This is a genomic window from Microlunatus soli (assembly GCF_900105385.1).
Taxonomy (GTDB): Bacteria; Actinomycetota; Actinomycetes; order Propionibacteriales; family Propionibacteriaceae; genus Microlunatus; species Microlunatus soli.
Genome location: NZ_LT629772.1, coordinates 3310510 through 3331598, shown reverse-complemented (window position 1 = coordinate 3331598; position 21089 = coordinate 3310510). Strand labels below are relative to the sequence as shown.

Annotated in this window: 21 protein-coding genes; 12 read left to right on the top strand and 9 right to left on the bottom strand. The window is 68.3% G+C overall.

What is annotated here, in order from left to right; all coding sequences use genetic code 11:
* Positions 1 to 202 precede the first annotated feature (202 nt).
* The 4 genes from BLU38_RS15285 (at position 203) to BLU38_RS15270 (ending at position 4997) form a co-directional block, all read left to right on the top strand.
* Complete coding sequence (locus BLU38_RS15285; protein WP_091526129.1) at positions 203 to 862, top strand: TetR/AcrR family transcriptional regulator; 660 nt, start codon at positions 203 to 205, stop codon at positions 860 to 862.
* 61 nt (positions 863 to 923) lie between these two features.
* A complete protein-coding gene (locus BLU38_RS15280) occupies positions 924 to 1619 on the top strand; it encodes a response regulator transcription factor (protein WP_091532520.1) in 696 nt (231 codons plus the stop codon).
* A 35-nt stretch (positions 1620 to 1654) separates the two neighbouring features.
* The gene (locus BLU38_RS15275) at positions 1655 to 3229 is read left to right on the top strand and encodes a sensor histidine kinase (RefSeq protein ID WP_091526127.1); all 1575 of its coding nucleotides are present in this window, start codon (positions 1655 to 1657) and stop codon (positions 3227 to 3229) included.
* 46 nt (positions 3230 to 3275) lie between these two features.
* Positions 3276 to 4997: an outer membrane protein assembly factor BamB family protein gene (locus tag BLU38_RS15270; protein WP_091526124.1), complete on the top strand. Its 1722-nt coding sequence runs from the start codon at positions 3276 to 3278 to the stop codon at positions 4995 to 4997.
* Here the strand turns inward: BLU38_RS15270 and BLU38_RS15265 are convergent.
* Positions 4981 to 5901, bottom strand: a complete 921-nt coding sequence (locus BLU38_RS15265; RefSeq protein ID WP_231920362.1) for a DNA-3-methyladenine glycosylase family protein — start codon at positions 5899 to 5901, stop codon at positions 4981 to 4983. The genes BLU38_RS15270 and BLU38_RS15265 overlap by 17 nt on opposite strands.
* Positions 5902 to 6075: 174 nt before the next feature.
* Positions 6076 to 7263 carry an amino acid aminotransferase gene (locus tag BLU38_RS15260; RefSeq protein WP_091532518.1) on the bottom strand — a complete coding sequence of 396 codons (1188 nt, stop codon included), beginning with the start codon at positions 7261 to 7263 and terminating at the stop codon, positions 6076 to 6078.
* 225 nt (positions 7264 to 7488) lie between these two features.
* Here BLU38_RS15260 and BLU38_RS15255 point away from each other — a divergent pair, with 225 nt between their 5' ends.
* The 4 genes from BLU38_RS15255 to BLU38_RS15240 all read left to right on the top strand — a co-directional run bounded on the left by BLU38_RS15255 (position 7489) and on the right by BLU38_RS15240 (position 10420).
* Positions 7489 to 8757, top strand: a complete 1269-nt coding sequence (locus tag BLU38_RS15255) for an MFS transporter (protein ID WP_091526120.1) — start codon at positions 7489 to 7491, stop codon at positions 8755 to 8757.
* Positions 8758 to 8878: 121 nt separating this feature from the next.
* A complete protein-coding gene (locus BLU38_RS15250; RefSeq protein WP_091526118.1) occupies positions 8879 to 9256 on the top strand; it encodes an HIT domain-containing protein in 378 nt (125 codons plus the stop codon).
* A 14-nt stretch (positions 9257 to 9270) separates the two neighbouring features.
* On the top strand, positions 9271 to 9963 hold the full coding sequence (locus BLU38_RS15245; protein ID WP_091526116.1) for a nucleoside/nucleotide kinase family protein: 693 nt from the start codon (positions 9271 to 9273) through the stop codon (positions 9961 to 9963).
* A gap of 28 nt (positions 9964 to 9991) precedes the next feature.
* Entirely contained in the window at positions 9992 to 10420 is a 429-nt protein-coding gene (locus tag BLU38_RS15240; protein ID WP_091532517.1) for a GNAT family N-acetyltransferase, read from the top strand.
* 41 nt (positions 10421 to 10461) lie between these two features.
* On the opposite strand, the gene BLU38_RS15235 is transcribed toward BLU38_RS15240, so the two are convergent.
* The gene (locus BLU38_RS15235) at positions 10462 to 12204 is read right to left on the bottom strand and encodes a DUF222 domain-containing protein (protein WP_091526114.1); all 1743 of its coding nucleotides are present in this window, start codon (positions 12202 to 12204) and stop codon (positions 10462 to 10464) included.
* 186 nt (positions 12205 to 12390) lie between these two features.
* Between BLU38_RS15235 and BLU38_RS15230 the strand changes: the two genes are divergently transcribed.
* Complete coding sequence (locus tag BLU38_RS15230; protein WP_091526112.1) at positions 12391 to 12786, top strand: hypothetical protein; 396 nt, start codon at positions 12391 to 12393, stop codon at positions 12784 to 12786.
* Between the two features lie 78 nt (positions 12787 to 12864).
* Here BLU38_RS15230 and BLU38_RS15225 read toward each other — a convergent pair whose 3' ends face one another.
* The 4 genes from BLU38_RS15225 to BLU38_RS15210 form a co-directional block, all read right to left on the bottom strand.
* Positions 12865 to 13899: a phosphotransferase gene (locus BLU38_RS15225; protein ID WP_157683484.1), complete on the bottom strand. Its 1035-nt coding sequence runs from the start codon at positions 13897 to 13899 to the stop codon at positions 12865 to 12867.
* Positions 13900 to 13952: 53 nt separating this feature from the next.
* A complete protein-coding gene (locus tag BLU38_RS15220; RefSeq protein WP_091526108.1) occupies positions 13953 to 14537 on the bottom strand; it encodes a dihydrofolate reductase family protein in 585 nt (194 codons plus the stop codon).
* Positions 14538 to 14678: 141 nt separating this feature from the next.
* On the bottom strand, positions 14679 to 15464 hold the full coding sequence (locus BLU38_RS15215; protein ID WP_091526106.1) for a YaaA family protein: 786 nt from the start codon (positions 15462 to 15464) through the stop codon (positions 14679 to 14681).
* A gap of 49 nt (positions 15465 to 15513) precedes the next feature.
* A complete protein-coding gene (locus BLU38_RS15210; RefSeq protein WP_231920361.1) occupies positions 15514 to 16218 on the bottom strand; it encodes a DUF3152 domain-containing protein in 705 nt (234 codons plus the stop codon).
* A 161-nt stretch (positions 16219 to 16379) separates the two neighbouring features.
* Here BLU38_RS15210 and BLU38_RS15205 point away from each other — a divergent pair, with 161 nt between their 5' ends.
* Positions 16380 to 18008, top strand: coding sequence for a YibE/F family protein (locus tag BLU38_RS15205; RefSeq protein WP_157683483.1), 1629 nt, complete (start codon positions 16380 to 16382; stop codon positions 18006 to 18008).
* A 59-nt stretch (positions 18009 to 18067) separates the two neighbouring features.
* Here BLU38_RS15205 and BLU38_RS15200 read toward each other — a convergent pair whose 3' ends face one another.
* Both BLU38_RS15200 and BLU38_RS15195 read right to left on the bottom strand, forming a co-directional pair.
* The gene (locus BLU38_RS15200; RefSeq protein ID WP_091526102.1) at positions 18068 to 18889 is read right to left on the bottom strand and encodes an SDR family NAD(P)-dependent oxidoreductase; all 822 of its coding nucleotides are present in this window, start codon (positions 18887 to 18889) and stop codon (positions 18068 to 18070) included.
* Positions 18886 to 19326, bottom strand: a complete 441-nt coding sequence (locus tag BLU38_RS15195; protein ID WP_197680132.1) for a nuclear transport factor 2 family protein — start codon at positions 19324 to 19326, stop codon at positions 18886 to 18888. Before BLU38_RS15195 ends, BLU38_RS15200 begins: the two co-directional genes overlap by 4 nt.
* Before the next feature lie 146 nt (positions 19327 to 19472).
* On the opposite strand from BLU38_RS15195, the gene BLU38_RS15190 reads away from it, so the two are divergent.
* The gene (locus BLU38_RS15190) at positions 19473 to 19901 is read left to right on the top strand and encodes a MarR family winged helix-turn-helix transcriptional regulator (protein WP_091526098.1); all 429 of its coding nucleotides are present in this window, start codon (positions 19473 to 19475) and stop codon (positions 19899 to 19901) included.
* 31 nt (positions 19902 to 19932) lie between these two features.
* The gene (locus BLU38_RS15185) at positions 19933 to 21087 is read left to right on the top strand and encodes a DUF2207 family protein (RefSeq protein ID WP_091526096.1); all 1155 of its coding nucleotides are present in this window, start codon (positions 19933 to 19935) and stop codon (positions 21085 to 21087) included.
* Positions 21088 to 21089 lie beyond the last annotated feature (2 nt).

The following is a 21089-nucleotide window of genomic DNA, read 5'->3' as shown; positions in this document are numbered from 1 at the left end:
CCGCTCGTGATCGCAACTGTGCAGGCTCCCCCGTTGGACCCCGCGTCGTTTCGATACAGTACTGTATCCGGATACAGATGTGTATCCAACCGGAACGAGACGTGGCCCACATCTGCCGCTAAGGTCGTGCGACGAACGGGGCGGCGAGCCGGAAAGCCGCCGACTCGAGATGTCCGGCCTCGACACGGGTAGGAATGGGTAGATGACGAAGACGGCCGCCAGCACACCGGCACCGTCCGCTCGTCGTGCCCAGACTCGGGACCGTCTGATGGCCGGAGCGGTCGGTGTGTTCGCCGAACGCGGCATCATCGGCGCCAGCGTCGAGGAGATCTGCGAAGCAGCGGGCTTCACCCGGGGCGCGTTCTACTCGAACTTCACCGACAAGGACGACCTCGTGCTGGCGATGGTTCAGCGCGACGCCGAGGACGCCCGAGAGAAGGTCCGGGAGATCTCGGTGACCTTGGTGGACAACGCCGCCGAGCGCGGGAACCAGCCCGGGATGCTCATCAATCTGGCCTTGAGCACGATGTTCGGCGACGTCGCCAAGGAACCGGCCGAGGTGCTGGCTCGGCACGAGATGGATCTGTACGCCATCCGCCGTCCCGAGCTGCGGGCTCCGTACAGTGCCTACCTGAACCAGCTGTACGACAGCCTCGGTCATCTGGTCGAGCAGGCACTGACCGCGATCGGTATCGAGTTCACCGTCGACTACCGGACCGCGATCTCGATGCTGCACGCCTGCGCGTCCCGGATCGAGCTGACCGCTCTGCTGACCGAATCGGCGGTCGACCCGGGCCCGATGGAGGCGCTGCTCACCGCGATCAGCCGTCCGGTCGGGCAAGATGGGTGCACCGGAAGCTAGGCACAACAGGATCGGCCAACGGAAGCGGATCGGGAGTCAGATGTCGGGTCAGAACGCGGACATGCACGTACTGGTGGTCGACGACGATCAGTCGGTCCGGGAGTCACTGCGCCGTTCGCTGGCTTACAGCGGGTATCAGGTGACCACGGCCGGGGACGGTCTGGAGGCGATGGCCCGGCTCGGCGCGGTCCGCCCGGACGCGGTGATCATGGACGTGATGATGCCGAAGTTGGACGGGCTGGAGACCACTCGGATGCTGCGTTCGGCGGGCAACGACGTGCCGATCCTGGTGCTCACCGCGCGGGACGCGGTCGGCGATCGGGTCGACGGTCTGGATGCCGGCGCCGACGACTATCTGGTCAAGCCGTTCGCACTGGACGAGTTGCTGGCCCGGCTGCGGGCCCTGGTCCGGCGGGCCGGCACGGTCGCCGATTCGGCCGATCCGTCCGCCGACAGCCTGAGCTTCAGCGATCTGGCGCTGAACATCCAGACCCGTGAGGTGGTCCGTGGTGGCCGCGCGATCACCCTGACCCGGACCGAGTTCGCCCTGCTGGAAGCCTTCATGGAGCATCCGCGGCGGGTGCTGGAACGCTCCTGGCTGCTGAACGAGGTCTGGGGCTTCGACTTCCCGACCACCGCCAATTCGCTCGAGGTCTACATCGGCTATCTGCGGCGCAAGACCGAGGCCGAGGACGAGCCGAGGCTGATCCACACCGTCCGCGGGGTCGGCTACGTGCTCCGCGAGACGCCCCCGTGATCCGCAGCGACTTCACCGGCGGGTCGTGATCGGCGATGGCCGACAACGATCCGGGCCGCGAGGAACCGGGCCGGGAGACTGCGGGCCGGGACATCGCGGGCCGGGACGAACCCAGCCGCGACGACTCCACCGGGGACGATCTCGAACGGTGGGGCCCGCCGGAGCCGCGGGTGTTGCGGATCCGGGGTACTCAGCTGGTCATCCCGGGTTCGTTGATCCTGCGGTTCCGGTCCTTCCTGCGCACCTTCTCGCTGCAGACCCGGGTCACCGTGCTGACGGCGGTCGCGGTCGCCCTGGCGGTTGCGGTGACCGGTGCGGCAGCGTACCTGACGACCCGGGTTGCGCTGTATCAGCAACTCGACTCCGGGCTTCTTGATCTTGCCACCACGGTGGCCACCTCGGTCGGCGACGATCCGCAGAACCTGGACGAGACCACCGCGGCCGCGGTCCGCGCTGCCAACGCCAGCGCGGCCCTGATCCGGGCCGACGGGCAGGTCTATCAGCTGCCGCAGGAGCAGATCGCGTTGCAGCCGGGTCCGGAGGAGCTGTCGGTCGCCCGGCTGGGTAGTAGCCGTTCGGTGCGGTCGGCGACCGCGTCCAACGGCGAGCCGTATCGGGTGGTCGCCGTCCCGGTGCCGAATTCGGAACTGGCACTGGTGCTGGGTCGGCCGCTGCGGCCGACCAACCTGGTGCTCAGCTCGCTCTGGCTGGTGTTGGTGATCTTCGGTGCCGCCGGTGTGGTCTGGGCGGCGATCGCCGGATCGGCGGTGGCCAGGTCCGGGCTGCGTCCGGTGCGCCGGCTGACCGCGGCGACCGAGCACGTCGCCGACACCGACGATCTTGATCCGATCCCGGTCACCGGCAACGACGAGCTGTCCCGGCTGGCCGAGTCGTTCAACAAGATGCTGACGTCGCTGGAGCAGTCCCGGGAACGGCAGCGGCGGCTGATCGGTGATGCCGGGCATGAGCTGCGGACGCCGCTGACCAGCCTGCGGACCAACATCGAGCTGCTGCAGGCCGACCAGAAGCAGGGCCATCTGCCGGAGCAGGCGCGGGCCGAGATCCTGGCCGACGTCACCGCGCAGTTGGCCGAATTCACCAGTCTGATCGGCGATCTGGTCCAGCTGGCCCGTGACGATCAGGTCAAACCCGCGCCGGAGCCGATCGACTTCCGCGATGTCGTGAACGCCGCCCTGGAACGCGTACGGCGGCGCGGCCCGGGTCTGAAATTCGACGTCGAGCTGAACCCGTTCTATCTGGTCGGTGAGGCCGACACCCTGGAACGGGCGGTCACCAACCTGCTGGACAACGCGGTCAAGTGGAGCCCGCCGGGCGGCACCGTCCGGGTCCAGCTGGAGGGTGACCGGCTCCGGGTCGCCGATGAGGGTTCGGGCATCGCCGAGCAGGATCTGCCGCACATCTTCGACCGGTTCTATCGCGCCGACACCTCCCGCAACACCCCAGGCACCGGGCTCGGTCTGTCGATCGTCGCGCAGGCCGTCGCCCGGCACGGCGGCACTATCCGGGCCGGCCGGTCGGCACAGGGCGGTGCGGAGTTCACCGTACGGTTGCCCGGCTCGACCGACTTCGAGAGCCTGCGCGTCGACTGACGGCCCGGCGCCCACCGCTGAGCCGGATTTCACCCATAATCGGCGGATGCGCCAGCCGCTCCGGATCTCCGCCGCCACCCTGCAGATCGCCTGCGGGGCGCTCGCCGTGCTGGCCTGCGGCGCCGCGGTGGCCGGGTGGGCGGACGGTTCCGGCGTCGACGTCGACGGCGCGCGCAGCATCTTCTTCGGCATCGTCGCGGTGCTCGGCATCGGGTTGCTGATCGTCTGGAGCAGGGCCCGCAGTCGGCGCCGTTGGCTGGTCGCGCTGATGATCATCACGGGGGCGCTGGCGGCCGCCATGTTGTTGATCACCATCGTGATCATCCGACCGGCCCGGTTCGATGCGCATCGCGGATTGTGGACGACGGCCTGGACCGCAGCGCTGGACGTGCTGCTCTGGGTGATCATCGTCGCGGCCTGTGTCGTCGAACTCCGCGCCCTGGCCGGCCGTGGCGGCGAGGAGTCCGGTGATCGGCCCTGGTGGCACGCGGCGGCTGGCGTGGCCGCCCCGTTGGCGCTCCTCACTGTGCTGGTGATCCTGCTGGTCACGGCTGCGCCCGGCTGGATGGTGCGGGCCAACAGCACGGTCACCGCCGGTGCCGCGGCCGTACCGCAGCAACCGTCGACGTTGTCCGGCCGGACCCGCTGGCAGATCGACCTGGACACCGACCAGCCGCCGCTGCCGACCCGTTCCGGTCTGGCGGTCCCGGTTGCTGCCGATCAAGGCCACAACGCCGGCGTGGTGATGCTCGATCCGACCAGCGGCCGGGTCCGGTGGCGGTACCAGATCCGTGGCCTGTCAGCCGCGCCGTCACTGCAGTCGACCGAGGGTGGCCGGTCGGTCGTCGTCGGCGTGGATGGGCGTGACGCCGCGGATGACATGTCCGATCAGACCTTCACCCTGTCCGCCGACACCGGGCAGCTCCGTGCCTTCTGGCCGTCCGGCGGCGGCGACCCGCAGGGCAGCGATCCACCGGTGTATTTCGATCATGTGGCGCAGGGCACCAATTCCGCGGTTGCCGTCTCCCCGACCACCGGGCGCAGGCTCTGGCGATACCGGCCCGAACGCTGTGCCGACCCACGCGACGTGACCAGCACGCCGACCGTTGTGCTGGTCTATGCCTACCGCTGCGACGACGAGGGCGCCGACCTGATCGGTCTCGACCCGAAGACCGGCGACCGCCGCTGGGCCCAGCAGGTGGCGGACTCCGACCGGCCGGACCAGGTGCTGGTCCGGCCCGGCTACCAACTGGAAGGTGACCCGAAGGCGCTGCAGCGCCGGGACCTGACCACCGGCCGGATCAGCTGGACGACGCCGGCCAGGTCGGACTGCCTGGACGACTCCACCCTGGTCGGCAGCACCCGGACCGCGTTCGCCGCGACCTGCGTCGGCGACACCGACGGTCCGACGACGCTCACCGCGTACGACCTGGAGAGCGGCAGGGAACTCTGGCAGCGGCGCGGAGGTCAGCCCATGCCGTCGATGGTCGCCGTCGATGACGACCGGGTGTTGGCGCTGCAGCGCACCGACCGGACCTGTACGGTCTCGCTGCTGACCCGCTCGGCGGCGACCCCGCTGAAGACCTTCGCCGAGGACTTCCGCAACACCGGCTACAGCTCACCGTTCAAGCCTGGCAGCGTGCACTGCAACGGTTCGCAAGTGCTGCGCGTCGGCGACAGCTACCTGCTGGCGCTGCACCTCGTCCGGGACCCGAAGGCGTCCTCGGTCGCCGACGAGCCTCGCTACCGGTTCATCGGTCTGAGCTGAGCCCCATCGCGTACGGGGTGTGAGTGGGCAGTGTCATCCGCGGCGCCCGCCGCGGCCGGTGCAGCCCCATCATCCCGAGCAGCACCTGGACCCGGTAACGATGTCCGCGGTAGGGCTCAAGGATCTCGGTGCAGGCGTCGTCGTCGAGCACCTCCCCGGTCAACGCCCAGGTGATGTCCTTGCCGACGTGGTAGTCCCCGATGCTCCAGGCGTCGGCGTCGCCGTGGGTCCGCTGCCGCACCTCGGCCGAGGTCCAGGCACCGATCCCGGGCAAACTGCGCAGTCCTCGGTCGGCGTCGGCAGCAGATCGGCCCGCCAGCCGCTCCAGTGCGCTGCCGCGGCGAGCGGCACCGACCAACGCCCGGCTGCGGGTCGACTCCAGACCGAGCTGCAGGAACCGCCAGCTCGGGATCGTCGCCCAGGTCCGCGGATCGGGCGGTAGCCGCATCCCGTACGCCGCCGACCCCTGCTGCCGGGCCGGGCCGGGCGCCGGTTCGCCGTAGCGGGTGACCAGCCGGCGGAACGCGCCGTAGGCCTCGAGCCCGGTCACCTTCTGCTCGATGATCGACGGGGCGAGCGCCTCGAACACCAGCCCGGTGCTGCCGAGCCGGAGGTCGGGCAGCCGCCGCACCGCTTCCTGCAGCACCGAATGCCGGGGCCGGAAGCTGGTCGGATCGTCGTCGGCACCGAACAGCGCGGGCAGTTGGTCCAACGCCCATTCGGCTCCTGCTCCCCAGGCGCGGCCGTGCACTCCGTCGGCGGTCGGCGATACCCGGAGCAGCACCGGCCCTTCCGGCGTCCGGGAAGCCCGCAGCCAGCCGGAGCCGCATCGTTGATGCGTCGGATCATGCGACCCGCGCTGCAACCCGCCGAACACCGAACCGACCATCGGCCGATACGGCAACCGGACGCCCCTCGCCCGAGAGCTCGAACCAGTTGCCGTCACAGTCACCCCACCATCATGCCGCCGAGCACCGACAGCTCCGGCAACCCCACCCAACCCCCGTCGCACCATTTGCGTACCTTCGCACCAGGTGTACGTGGTGCGAAGGTACGCAAACGGTGCGACGGGGTGGTGTCAGTTGCTGACGGCGGCGATCGCGGTGATGACCCGGTCCAGGTTGGTCGGGTTCAGGGCGGCGACGCAGAGCCGGCCGGAGTCCAGACCGTAGACGGCGTGCTCCTCCCGCAACGCGATCATCTGCTCGGCGGTCAGGCCGGAGTAGCTGAACATGCCGTTCTGGGCGGTGATGTGCTCCCAGCCGGTCGCTCCGGCCGCGGTGAGTCCGTCGACGAGCGCCGTCCGCATCTGCTTGATCCGGTCCCGCATCCCGCCGAGTTCGCTCTCCCAGCCCGCCCGCTGGGCCGGATCGGTGAGGACTGCCGCGACGATCGCGGCGCCATGGGTGGGCGGGTTGGAGTAGGTGGTGCGGACGATGATCTTGAGTTGGCTGAGCACCCGACCGGCCTCGTCCGCGTCGGCGCAGACCACGCTGAGCGCCCCGACCCGCTCGCCGTACAGGCTGAAGGTCTTGGAGAAGGAGGTGGTCACCGCACCGTTGATTCCGGCGGCCGCGAAGGCCCGGACCGCTGCCCCGTCGGCCTCCAGTGACGTGGCGAAGCCCTGATAGGCCATGTCCAGGATCGGGAACAGGTCCCGCTCGACGACGACGGCCAGCACCCGTTCCCAGTCGGCCGGCGAGAGGTCGTAGCCGGTCGGGTTGTGGCAGCAGGCGTGCAGTACGACGACGGTGCCGGGTTCGGCGGACTGCAGCGCAGCCACCATCGCGTCGACGTCGACACCGCGCCGGTCGGCGTCGTAGTACGGATACTCGGCGACCTCGAAGCCGGCCCGGGTGAAGATCGCCCGGTGGTTCTCCCAGCTCGGGGCGGAGATCAAGACGCCCGCGTCGGGCCGGGTCTGGTGCAGGAAGTCGGCGATCACCTTCAGCGCGCCGGTGCCGCCGAGCGACTGGACGACGGCGACCCGGTCCCGCTCGACACTGTCGTCGAACACCAGGTCGGCGACGGCGTTGTCGTAGGCGGCCAGTCCGTCGATCGGCAGATAGCCGTACGGCTTGCCGCCGGCCGACAGGTCGGCGTCGGCGGCCCGGACGCACTCCAGCACCGGAACCTTTCCGGACGCGTCCTGGTAGACGCCGACCCCGAGGTTGACCTTGTGCTCGCGTTGGTCGGCGACGAACTGCTCGGTCAGGCCGAGGATCGGATCACGCGGGGCACGCTGGACTGTTGCGAAGATGCTCACGGTGTCCATCGTCTCAGGCCGCGTTCCGAGCACGAACTGACCTCACCGAAATCCGCTGCGGCGGCCCGAATTCCGCTGCGACGGCGACGTCGAGCCGCTACGGTCGGCTGCATGAACATCGCATCCTGAGCCAGGCATCCCCCGTAGTGACCGCGTACGGTCCGGACTCCGTACGCGTGTCGGGCGTGCCGCTACGCCTACCCTCTTCGCCTCAGGAACCGACGGATGTCACTTCTCGGTCGACGCCCGATCCGCGCGTCGCATGCCTACCTCTGGTTCGACGGCAGCTGGTCGTTGCTGCACGCCGTCTCGTTCACCCTGCTATTGGTCTATCAGGTCCAGACCGCTGATCTCACCCCGCTGCAACTGGTGCTGGTCGGCACCGTGATGGAGGCGACCTGCTTCCTGGCGGAGGTGCCGACCGGAATCGTCGCGGACCTCTACTCCCGTCGGCTCTCGATGCTGATCGGAGCGGTCGTGGTCGGCGTCGGCATCGGAGTCCAGGGTGTGTTCCCGGCGTTCGTCCCGATCCTGATCGGGAACGTGATCTGGGCCATCGGCTACACCTTCCTGTCCGGAGCCGGCGAGGCCTGGATCTCCGATGAGGTCGAGCCCGACGGCGTCCAACCGGTGTTCACCCGCGCCGAACAGATCAACCTCGGTGTCGGGGTCGGCGGAACGCTGCTGGCGGGCGCACTCGGACTGCTCGATCTGCGGTTGCCGATGATCATCGCCGGCTGCAGCTACATCGCTCTGGCGTTGATCATGGCGCCGCTGATGCCGGAGACCGGCTTCACCCCGACACCGCGCAACGAACGGGAATCCTTCCGACACCTGCGCCGGCTGATGGTCGAAGGACTGACCGCTGCACGACGCCGTGGCGTGGTCCGCTCGTTCTTGATCATCGCCCTACTCACCGGCATCTCCTCGGAAGTCTTCGATCGGCTGTGGACAGCGCATCTGCTGCAGACCTTCCGACTCCCGTCGCTGGCCGGCGTCAACGAAGCGGCACTCTGGTTCACCGCGTTCGCGCTGGCCGGCCGACTGATCGCCTTGATCTCCAGTCTGGCCGCCAACAGGTTCGCCGCCGAACGGATCAACGCCAGACATCCGGCCGGCGTGATGGCGCTGTTGATCTTGATCCAGCTGGCTGGAGTGATCGGCTTCGCCGTGTCCGGCTCGCTGTGGTTGGCTCTCGGCGCGATGTGGCTGCGTACCGCAGCCCAGACCGTCGCCGCACCGATCCGCTCGGCCTGGTTGGCGCGCAACGTCTCCTCGACGTCACGCGCCACGACGCTGTCCTTCGCCAATCAGGCCGATGCGATCGGCCAGGTGATCGGCGGGCCGCCGCTCGGCGCACTCGCGACCAGGACCTCGATTCCGGTCGCGTTGATCGTCTCCGCGATCCTGTTCGGTCCTGCAGCCGTGGTGTCCGCACGACTGCGGCCGAACGTCGACGAACGGCGCCGGCCCGTCACTCGGCAGCAGAGTTAGAACGAGTCAGCCGGATCATGGCCCGCAGGGTCGGCGAGCACGGCTGATTCGCCGATTTCCGAGCATTCCTCGTATCCCGCACCCGAAGTTCGGTCGCGAGATACTCGCTACGCTGGCGACCATGACGACCGAGGCCGAGAATCCCTCCGCCGATGCGCGAAACTCCGAATACGGCGGCGACGACTTCTACTGTGATGTGGCGATCCCGGACCCGTCCCGGCTGCAGGTCGTGCACGAAGATGATCTTGTTCTGGCGTTCCACCACACCCGGCCGTTCTGGCAGAACCACATCGTGGTCGTCCCGAAGCGACACATCGGCTCGTTGACGACGCTCACCGCGGCGGACGAACCGGACGCCCGCCGGCTGCTGGAGGTCGTCCAGTCCGTCGCCGCAGAGACCGAGCGGGCAACCGGCGCTGCGGCGGTGCTCACCAACCTGGGCGATTATCAGGACTCCAAGCACCTGCACATCCACGTGCACAGCGGTCCCCGGCGCTGACCTGCGGGACCACTATGGGGATCGAGTCCGACCGCGAACCCGTCATCGCCGAACTGCTCGCAGCCTTTCAGCAGGTGCGCCCGGGAGAACGGGCGATGATCGCCCTGGACGGACATGACGGAGTGGGCAAGACGCAGCTGTCGCACGAACTCGTCGACGCCGCGGGTCCGGCTTATCGGCCGATGGTGCCGGTGAGCATCGACGGTTTTCACCATCCGAGGGCGGTACGGAGAGCCGCTGGGCAGGACGCGGAGAGTTATTACCGCAGCTCCTACCGTTATCAGGAGTTTCGTCGGCGGGTGGTGGAGCCGATCCGCGCGGGGCGGCCGATCACGCCGGCGATCTGGGACGTCGCACTCGACCGACCGGTGCCGCACACGTCTGTCGAGGTCCCGCCGGAAGCGATCGTGCTCGTCGACGGGATCTTCCTGCAACGTCCCGAGCTCGCCGACGTGTGGGATGCCACCGTGTGGGTCGACGCACCGTTTGCGGTGACCGTGCCGCGCGGCAACGCGCGGTTTCCCGGTGATCACGATGCCGACCCCGAGGCGCCGAGCAACCAGCGCTACGTCGGAGGCCAACGGCTCTACCTCACCGAGGCCGACCCGGTGTCCCGCAGCACCTGGATGCTGGACAACACCGACCTTCGACGCCCCAGACTGACACGCGTCACGCCGCCCGTCGATCGGACGCCCAACCACTCGTGACACCGAGACGTTACGGAACAGGATGATCATGGCCGACTTCACGATCCGTCGCATCACCGATGTTGCCGATGTCCGGGCGGCAGCCGTGCTCTTCGATCACCCGCCACAGCCGGCGGCGTCCGAGCGGTTCGTCGCCTCTGCGGATCATCATCTGCTGATCGCCTATGTCGGGGAACAGCCGGCCGGGATGGTCACCGGGGTTGAGCTCACCCATCCGGACAAAGGAACCGAGATGTTCCTGTACGAGCTCGGGGTCGATCAGCGCTACCGACGTCGCGGGATCGGGTCGGCCCTGACCCGGGCTCTTTCTGATCTTGCCCGGGAGCACGGTTGCTATGGGATGTGGGTGCTCACCGACGCCGACAACGAAGCTGCGCTCGGCACCTACCGAAGCCTCGGATCCGTTGTCCAGGAGTCGAACGTCGGGTTCACCTGGTCCTTCGCCGAGGAGGAATGAACTGACCGGACCGAGTCAGTCGGGGACTGCGGCGCCGGTCATCATCCGCCGGCACTGCTTGCTCGTCGTGTCGGTCGAGTGTCCGGGTAACCGAGCCGGACGAGCTTGATCGTCTCGGCCAATCGTTCGTCCCCCGCAGGCACGCCGGTCGGATCGTCCACGCTGATGGCAGCCCGCCAGACCGCATCAGCGAATGGTCCTCCACCGAGGTCATGAGTCCCAGCGGGATTGGTGATGAGCACCCGACCGAATCGGGTCCGCCAGACAAAGGTGCCCGCATCGGGCTGCAGCACCGAGATCCGGCCGTGGGTCTTGAACCGATGCTCTCGGCGACTCAACGGTCCGAGCTTGCCCAAGCCGGTCTGGCCCGGCGGGCCACTGGGCGGAGGTCGATACGGGATGGTGTGATCATGATCAAGATGACGACCCGACGACCACGGGAACACACTGCCCGGTGACCGAGCCAGCAACGCCTCCGCCATCATGGCCGGCACTTCGTAGCGGTCCACCGACGGGATCCGGTCGGAGTCGATGATCGTCTGCACACTCACCCGACTGCCGTCCAGCCACTGCCGAACGGTGCTGATCAGGTGCGGCCCGAGCTGCTCCACCCGAGCGATCCGGACTTCGTCGGTCGAGCCGTCAATCGCATCCGGACTGATGTGGATATGCAGGACGGACCGCGGCGCAAGGCGGTTCGGATCGATCCGTCGCGCCAACTCCAGCAGCAGTCGCTCCCGATCGCGCGGCGCCCAGATCCCTGCGGGTTGAGGGTTCGGCGCGGTCCGGGACTGATTGCCGGATTCTGCCGCGGCTGGCTGCCTGGGTGCTCCAGGAGTCGTCGATGCGGCGTCAGGTTGCAGCCCTTCGACAAGCTCAGGACCCTTGTCCGAGTGGGCATGCTCCGGGACGTCGTCCGGATCGGCTTGCTCCCGGACATCACCGGTGGGGTCGTGGCCGAATTCAAGATCATCGAAGAGGTCCGGTTGCTCGTGGTCGGCGATCACCCGTGCCGCGATCAACGGCTTGCCGAGCAGGCCGGCGGCGACCGCGCGCCACTCGTCCTTGCTCTGCGCTGCACGATCAGGCACTCCGGCGGGCAAGGCATCGCGCTGACCGGCGAGGATGTCGGCCAACCGATCGACCGTCGCGTCGAGCGCGATCGCATCCGGGGTGTCCATCGTGGCGTAGATCGTCGTCAGACCCTCTTCGGTCGACCTGCCCATCCGGACCGAGCGCTGCTTGGCCGCTTCCTCGGCGCGCCGCGCGACATTCACATGATCAACACGCAGGATCGCTGCGTCCAGCCTCAGCTCCAGCCGATAGAACGACAACTGGCCCAACGTCGGCGCGATCTCGGCGTCAATCTCCGCAGCCTGCGCCGTTGTCAACGTCCGGGTCCGGAACGCGACCCGGCGGGCCAGCCTGGCTCGAACCGAACCGGACGTGACGCGTCGCCAGATCATCGGGAAGCGGTGCCGCAGATCCAACGCGTCGGCCAGCAGACTCGTTGCCTGATAGACGCTCTCGCCGATCTCGGGGGCCAATTCGGCCGGCGCGAACTCCGCGACATCCGGGGTCCCCTCGCCACCGAACTGCATGGTCCGTTCGCCGGCGACAGCGAGCGGCGTCCGCTGGTGGAAGATGCCGTCCGCAGGATGGTTGTCGGCCCAGATCGCGGCGATCTGGAGCAACCGGCATCCGGCGGCCATCTCGGCGCTGGCGCAGACCGACGCGGCGGCCGCGAGGCCGCCGAGATCGAGCTGCTCCAGATCCTCATCCATGATCAAAACTCTAGAGGGCGGTACTGACATTCTTCGGTCCACGCCGCTCTGTGTACCCAGCGGTGCCGGAGCAGGACAGTAGACTTCCCGATCATGATCAGCCGCCCCGAAAGCGTGTCGATGCTGCACAGCAACATCGCTTCCCCTGCCCACGATCAGGCGGACCGGCTGCCCAGGAGCTGATCGGTGTTCATCAGATTCCAGTCCCCGGTGCCGGGCAAGCGGGGCGTGCACACCGGCGTCTTCGGCCTGATGAACGGCCTCGGCCGCAGTGGACTGCTGACCGACGCCGAGCATCGGATCTGGCGCCGCGGCAACGACTGGTTCAACGCCGCCTACCCCGATCCGAGCGCAGCCGATCCCGACGTCTACAGCGAGACCGTCAACCCGCAGGCCACGGCGTGGTTCAAGGACACCGCCGTCCATCTGCTGGCTCGGGTGCCGCCCTACCTGGAGATCCTGCGCTCCCATCAGGTGCCCTGCCTCCGGGTCGAGTCCGACGATCCGGGCAGCGTGATCTACGAGGACGGGGTGCAGATCGTGGTCAACCCTCGCCCAGCCATGGCCTACCTACCTCGCTGAGCCCGGATCCGTGGACGGGCGCCGTACCGGACTGCACTACCCTCGCTGGGCCGTCCGGCGATCCGACAGAAGGTGCAGTCAACGCTGGTGATCGTTCGTCTGCTCGCTGATGATCCTGCTCTGCAGTTCGGTCCGCATCGCCAGCAGATCCAGGAACTGCTGTGCGCTGTAACTCTCCATCGGATCAAGATCGGTTCGACCGGCCGCCAGCCAGTTGGTGATCACCTCGACGGCTTCGGCTGCTGCGTGTATCGCCAGCAGGTCGGGCAGCAACCTGCACTCGTACGGCGTGAGCGAGCGGACCGCGTGGTAGGCAGTGATCAACATCTCGACTCGATCCGCGTCGATGCGGCGCTTCTGGTCCTTGCCGAAGTTGCTGATGATCGGACCGAGCTCGTAGCACAGACAGGTCTGAGCGCTGTCATCGAAGTCCAACAGGGCAACGATGCTGTCGTCGTCGCCGAGCAGCAGATTGGGCGGACTGATGTCGTTGTGGATCAGGCCGACCGGCAATTCTTCCTGATCATCGCTGAGCGATGCCATTCGGTCATTGAGGTCTCGCAGTGGTGCAATCAACGATCCGAAGACCGGTTGCTCGGCGAGATCGCCGTCGAGGAACGCCTGCACCCGATGCCGCGGATCGCGGACCGGCGATCTTGCGCCCGGCAACTGGTGGCCGGCCTGTTGATCTTGGGCGAGCAGCAGCTGCATCCGACCCGCCAGACCGGCTGCCGCCCGGCCGAGCTCGAGGTCCAGCGACCCGTATCCGCCGGGGCGCTGCACCGGATGCCGGCCGTCGACGAAGTCGAAGAGTGCCGTCGGACGCCCCTCGACCATTTCCCAGCGGCCGGCGAGGGACTCGCCACTCACGGCGATCGGTGCGGGGGTAGGAAATCCGGACCTCGCCAGAACGTCGGCGGCTGCCAACTCGCAATCGAGCTCCTCCGGCTCGACGGTCTGTCGGTATCGGCGCAGCACGACGGCCGACGCACCCGGCCGCTCGATCTTCCAGTTGTCGTTGACTTCTCCGCCGTACAGCCGGGTCACCGTGCCCGCAGCAAGATCAACATCACGACGACGGCAGAATTCGATCAGCTGCTGACTGAGGATCACGATCTCGCAGTCTGGCAAGGACGCCGACCGACTGTCCAGGCGTTATCGACCGGTCAGTGTCGGACCGGATAGCGCAGATGCAGCGCCCGACGACCTTCAACGACGGTCGGGTCGTCGAGCAGGATGTGCCCGCCGACCAGCTCCCCGAAGTAGCGGATGCCGGCACCGAACAGCACCGGCACCTGACTGACACAGAGCTCATCCACCAGGCCGAGATTGAGTGCCTGTTGGATGATGTCGGCGCTGGCGATGGTGACGTCCCGGTCGCCGGCGATCTCCCTCGCCCGCGCGACCGCCGCCTCGACACCGTTCACAAAGGTCGTCCGCGGCCACCGTTCCGCGTTGCTCGGTGGTTGGTGAGTGACCACGACGACCGGAGCCCCCACCGGGTGCACATCGTTCCAGCCGTCGGCGATGTCGAACAGTCGGCGCCCCGAGATCAGGGCGCCGACGTTGTCGGTCAGCTGATGCAGGACCTCCGCTCCGCCCTCGTCGACGGAGAACACGACATCGTCACTCGGATTGTCCACGGTGATGTCACCGGCCTGGTACCAGTCGAACAGCTCGCCGATCTGATCGTCGGGCTCGGCGATGAAGCCGTCCAGGGACATCGTCATGTGGGTCAGGATCTTGCCCATGCCGTCTCCTCCGCTTGCGGCACGTGTCGGATGTCGTGCCTGATGACAACGCGTCGAACATCCTGCAGTGGATTCGACAAGACTGTCGCAGACGACAGCCCCGCGCGAGACGTTTCGGCCTGTCCGGAAGACCGGTGTCGTTCAGGACGGTGCTGCCAGCCGGCCCAGCGAATCGGTGATCACGGTCAGCTCCCAGCCGCCACGGCCCGGTCCGGTCAGCTCACACTGGGCGCTCTCGGCGACGAGGGCGGCCACCCGGGCGGGGGTGCGCGGCGCCCGGGGTGCCTGCAGCAGGATCCTGGCGACCGCTCCGCGGGTGTGCTTGGCGAAGTGCGACACCACGCTGCGTCGACCGGCCTTCTCGGTGACCGCGGTGACCTTGATCAACTTCTCGGTGCGCTCCGGGCGCCAGGCGGCGTACCCGCTGGACCGGCAGTCGACGATCAGTTCGCTGCCCGCCTGCTCGTCGAACACCCCGGCCAGCTGTTCTCGCCAATAGCTCGCCAGCCCGCCGATCCCCGGCAGGGTCGTACCGATCGAGAGTCGATAGGACGGGATCCGGTCAGTGATCTTGATCGGTCCCCACAGCGCACTCTGGACCCTGATCGCCGCCCGAGCCCGGCGCCGGGCCGCCGGATCCAGCGTGCCCAGAGCGAGGGCGTCGTAGAGCACACCGGTGTAGACCTCGGCGGCCGGCCGGGCCGGCTGCTCGAGCAGGGTCCGGTTGCGCTGCAGTTCGTCCAGCTGACCGGCACTCAGGCCGAGGATCTCGGCCGCCTCCGGGAGCGAGCTGCTGGCCACCAACGCATCGGCCACCTTTCGCCGGGCGGCTCCCAGCTCCGGGGTGGACAACGCGTCGACCTCGACCGGCCGGCCGCGGCGCGGTGGGTCGGCTTTACCTTCCGACGGGGGCAGCAGGATCAGCATCGGTGGAACCGCACCTCACACTCTCTGATTCGACCTCAGGGATTCGGCCTCAGCCCTTCGGATTCGGCCACGGGTTGCGGCGGCAGCCGTCGAGACCCTTGGTCTGTTGCATCATGATCGGCGCCCGCTTGCCCTTGCCGGGGCAGGACACGTGCCCGTGACCGAGGCTGTGACCGAATTCATGATTGACGAGGTTGCGACGGTAGCCGATCAGGTCCTTGCCGTAGGACTTGGCACCGTAGGCCCAGCGGTCGGCGTTCAGCACCACCCTGCCGTTGTTGAAGCAGGACACCTTCCTTCGGGTCTGCAGCGGCGCGCACAGCCGGTCGGTGGTGGTCCGGGTGACCAGATAGATGTCGACGTCGGAGTCGGCGGTGGTCGGCACCAGCTTCAACCGCCACTGGCCGGACCGTCCCCAGCTGCGCTTGTCGTTCAGCACGCCGTGGATGAAGCGGGCCGTCTGCTTGGCGTCGTACGGCAGGCCGTGCTGCACTCGTACGGTGTAGGTGATCAGCGCGCCGCGCTTGCCCTTCGGCGCGCCCCACAGCTGGGCCGGGGTGTATTTGCGGGGGCCGTTGGTCGCCACCCGCTGCGGCGCGGTCCGCTTCGTGGACGGTTTCGTCGTCGGTTTGTGGCTCTTGGCCGCCTTGGACGGCTTCGCCGAGGCCTTCTCCGACACCGAAACGCTCCGGCTCGGGCTCGGCGACCCCTCCGGCGATCCGGCCAGCTCATCGGCCCAACCGAGCCGATTCACCGCGAGTCCCGCGGTCAGGACCACTACCAGGACCGCGACCGGGATGGCCAGTAGGCGCCGCGAATTGGACGATTTCGGTATGAAATCGTGCTCTTCTGGGCTCGGGTCTGTACCGTTCCCTTGTTCGCTGGATGGAACCACGTCTAGAAAGATTAGGTCCTGTGACCCACTCGCACGCTACCGACCACCCGACGACGGCCGAAAGCTCGGTGCGCCAGTTGAAGGCGTTGCGGCTGATGATCGTGATCCTGATCCCGATCGCGATCTGGACCGTTGTCGGGCTGATCTGGCTGTGGCCGCACGACGTCAGCGACCACATCCGGGAGGACACCTCGACCTATTCGGCCAAGGGCGTCACCCTCCCGAAGGCCGAGATCACCAAGGTCCAGCGCACCTCCTGCCAGGGTCAGGTCGGCTCGGTGTCAGGCTCCGGCGACCAGAAGTCCTGCGGCAACATCACCGCCAAACTGCTCGAGGGCCCGGAGCAGGGGCGCGAGGTCCAGGTCGTGCTGACCGAAGCCCAGTTCCGCTCCGGGGTCGAGGTGGGCCAGAAGGTCAAACTGGTCCGGGTGCCGGCCGGCACCCAGGGCGGAGCCCAGGCGTCGTACCAGTTCTCCGACTTCGACCGTACGGTGCCGCTGATCGTCCTGGCCGGTGCGTTCGCGCTCGCGGTGATCATCGTCGCCCGATGGCGAGGCTTCGCATCCTTGATCGGGTTGGGTTTCGCGGCGTTCATCCTGATCAAATTCATGTTCCCGGCGATGGTCAGCGGGTCCAATCCGATACTGGTCGGCCTGATCGGCTCGGTGGCGATCATGTTCGTCGTGCTCTACACCGCGCACGGATTCAGTGCCCGGACGACGACCGCCCTGCTCGGGACGTTGTTCGGGCTGCTGGTCACCGCCGGCCTCGGCTGGGCGATGAGTTCCTGGGCACATCTGACCGGGATCTCGGCCGAGGACGACTATCTGCTGGCCGCGTCGGCACCGGACATGGCGCTGACCTCGGTCGTGCTGTGCGGCATCATCGTCGCCGGCCTCGGCGTGTTGAACGACGTGACCATCACGCAGGCCTCCGCGGTCTGGGAGCTCGCCGAATCCGATCCGGACCAGAAGAAGCTGTTCTCCCGGGCGATGCGGATCGGCCGCGATCACATCGCCTCCAGCGTCTACACGATCGCGTTCGCGACCGCGGGCGCCGGGCTGGCGACGCTGCTGCTGATCACGGTCTACAACCGGCCGCTGGGTGAGGTGGCGCAGACCGAGGCGCTCAGCGAGGAGATCGTCCGGACCCTGGTCGGCGCGATCGGGCTGGTGCTGGCGATGCCGCTGACCACGGCCGTCGGCGTCGCGGTGGTGGCTGCAGGCAGGATCGGTCGGAAGCCGGCGGAGCAAGCGGCCGGTGGGTCCGGCTCCGGCGGCGCGGCCAAGCCGGCAGCGGCGAAGAAGACCTCCGGCAAGGGGGCGAAGGTGGCGGCCAGCAAGCGGACCGGCACGAAGGAACCGGCCGAGACCCCGGTGGGCGCCGTGACCGACAGCCAGCGGGTGCGTCCGACCGCCGCCACGACGGCACCCCTCGACGAACGCGAGACCACCCGGCTGCCGCGGATCCGGCGGGACGACGACAGCGCCGCCGGCCAACCTGCGGCCGACGGCACCGGGTCGGACGAAACGACCGAGACGAAGGTGCGTTCCCGACGCTCACGATCCGACGACGAGTCCTTCAACTTCGCCGATCTCCGCGAGGACGACGCGGAGGACGATCAGCCGCGGGGCCGTCGCTGGCGGTGACCACTTGCCGGGCGGACCGTGCTCCGACGGGGCCGGCTCCGTCGCGGGCCGGCACCGATTCAGTCCATCGGCTTGCCCTGGTCGTACATCGTGTGCGGCTTGCTGCCCGCGCTCTGGCCGCCGTCGATCGGGATCACGGTGCCGGTCACGTACGCCGACGCGGAGGAACACAACCAGAGAACGACGTCGCTGACGTCGGCCGGCAGTCCCATCCTGCGCATCGGCACCGATGCTGCCGCGAGCTGCTGGGCCCGTTCACCGGCCGCCTCGATGTGATGGGTCTTGATCGGCCCGGGCGCGACGACGTTGACCCGGATGCCCTGGTCGGCGTAGTCCAGGGCCGCGACCTGGCTGAGTCGGATGATGCCCGCCTTGGCCGCGACGTAGGCGGCCAGGTTGGCGATCGCGGTCAGCCCGGCTCCGGAGGCCATGTTGACGATCGAGCCGCCGCCAGAGGCCAGCAGCGCCGGGATCTGATACTTCATTCCCAGGAACGTGCCCCGAAGGTTGGTGGCGATCTCGGCGTCGAAGATGTCGATGTCCAGGTCGGCCAGCGGGCCGGGGCGGTTGACGCCGGCGGTGGCGTTGTTGAACGCGAAGTCGAGTCGGCCGTACGTCCGGGTCGCGGTCTCGACCAACTCCCGGGAGGAATCGGGATCGGCCACGTCGGTCCGCTGCGCGACCGCTCGGCCGCCGGCCTCGGTGATCTCGCCGACCAGCACGTCCAGCCGCGCGGTGTCGCGGGCACCGAGGACCACCTCGGCCCCCGCGCCGGCGAACGCGCGCGCGGCATCGGCCCCGATGCCGCGGCTGGCGCCGGCGATCAGTGCCACCCGACCCGTCAGGTCCGGCCGTCGACCGTCGGCCGAGGGTGCACTCATGACCGGTCGCCGGTCGGCGGCCCAGCCGGTGCGCCTCCCGGCGGAGCGACCATCTGACTCAGCTGGACGTGTGCGATCAGCCAACCGAAGCGAGCCTGCGGATCGCGGACGAACACGTGGCTGATCCGGAAATCGCCGTTGTTCGGTGTGCCACGGTAGGCGGCCTGCTGGTGCTGCCGTCCGATCGCGATCGCCACGTCACCGAAGGTCCTGATCTCGACCTGGTCCCAGGTCAGTTCGGTGGTCTCCAGATCACCGGTCGCGTAGCGATGCACCCAGGCGTTGCGGTCCAGGATGAAGCCGAGCGGGCCGACGAGCTTCAGCTCCGGATGCGCCATCGCGTCGAGGGTGTCGAGATCCTTGGCGACCTCGGCTTCGGCCCACCGTCGACCGAGGTCGCGCAGCGCAGCCTCGTCGGCTGTTGTCTGTTGTTCCATGATCATCTCCAGGGTTGGCGGCGGCCCGATTGCCGCTCGCGGTGCACGTGATCCACGCTAGGATCGCCGACCGTTAGACATCAAACGGTTTCGGCCCTGGCCGTACCCCGAACCCCGGCGTACGTCGAGCAACGTAGCGTTGAGAGGTGCCCGGACCACCCCGACAGATCCCGATCGGCCTTCGGACGACCCGATCGGCGCGGGTTCTCGAACGCGCCTTCAACGAAGCCATGGCCGCGGCCGGCGGCTCCGCTCCGGTGTGGTCGATCCTGATCGCCTGCAAGTCCCGCGGCGGCTGGAACCAGAACGAGCTCGCCGCCTCGATCGGCATCCGCGGGGCAACGCTGACCCATCACCTGTCGGCGATGGAGGACCAGCAGCTGATCTCCCGGCGCCGCGACCCGGACAATCGCAGGGTGCACATCGTCGAGCTGACCGAGGCCGGTGAACAGTTGTTCCTGCGGCTGCGCGACGTCGCCAGCGACTTCGACCGCCGGCTCCGCCGAGGCATCCCGGCCGCCGACCGCGAGACCTACGAACGCGTCCTGGACACCATGATCAACAACGTTCGATGATCACGACCTCCTCGCCCGGTAATCTGAGGACGTGTCCGACCCTTCCGCGATTGCTGGGTTCCTGCTCATCGGGGCCGGATTGGCCCTCATCGGAATGTTGATCGTCGGCATCGCGCGACTGGCCGCTCACCGGCTCGCACCGTCGATCGTCGTGGAGTACCTACCACCGCGCGGCGGCAGCATCGTCGAGCACGGTCTGGCCGTGCGTGCCGACCGTCGCGTGCTGACCGCCGCGATCATCGACCTGACCGTCCGCGGCAAGGCTCGGCTGCTCACGGTCCGGGGAGGTCGCCGACCCGTCGCGTTCCAGGTGGCGCCCGGGGCCCAGCTCACGGCCGAGGAACACGATCTGATCAGAGCTCTCCAGCCGGAACAGCTGCGGGGACGACGAGAACGCCGATATCTGCGGGCGTTGCGTGCCGTGGGCATCGTCGTCGGGTCCGCCGAGGAGGCCCCTGGGGTGATCTTCTTCCGCGGTCGCGGAGCTTTCCGTTGGCACCGCAGCCGCAACCTGCCGAAATTCCTCGACCGGGCGCGGAGCCGGCTCGCGGCCGACGGATGGACCCGTCCGCGGGCCAACTCGGTGCACCTGGTGCTGTTGTCGCTGCTGTTCCTGGCCGCCCTCGTCACCGGCCTGGTGTTGATCTTGGGCGCGATCATGAACGACGAATGGATCGGAGCCGTTGTGGTGCTGGTCGACATCGCCGTCCTGTTCGGGGTGCTGATGCTCGCACCTCCGCCGCTGCTGCGCTTCACCGACCAGGGTGTGGAATTGCGGCGACAGCTCTCGGGGCTGCGGGCCTACATCGGGATGGCCGAGCAGGATCGGCTCCGGATGCTGCAGTCTCCGCAGGGTGCGCTGCGGACGAGCGCCGGCGGACTCACCCCCGGTGGCGTAGCGCTCGGCCTCCAGTCCCGGCCGACCGCCGGTGATCCCGTCGCCCAGTCCGCGTTGGACCGCTACGTCCTCACCGAACGACTGCTGCCGTACGCGATCTTGTTCGGACAGGAAGGGACCTGGGCCCGCGAGTTCGAGCACCTGGGAGGCGCCGCCGATACTGCGCACAACCTGCGCAGCCTCGGCAGCACCCTGCAGGGCGTCATCGCCGTCCTGCAAGCCCTCGTGATCATCGTCCAGGTGTTGCGTGTGATCGGCGCCGTCGCGTCGCTGTTCGGCCGGGACTGATG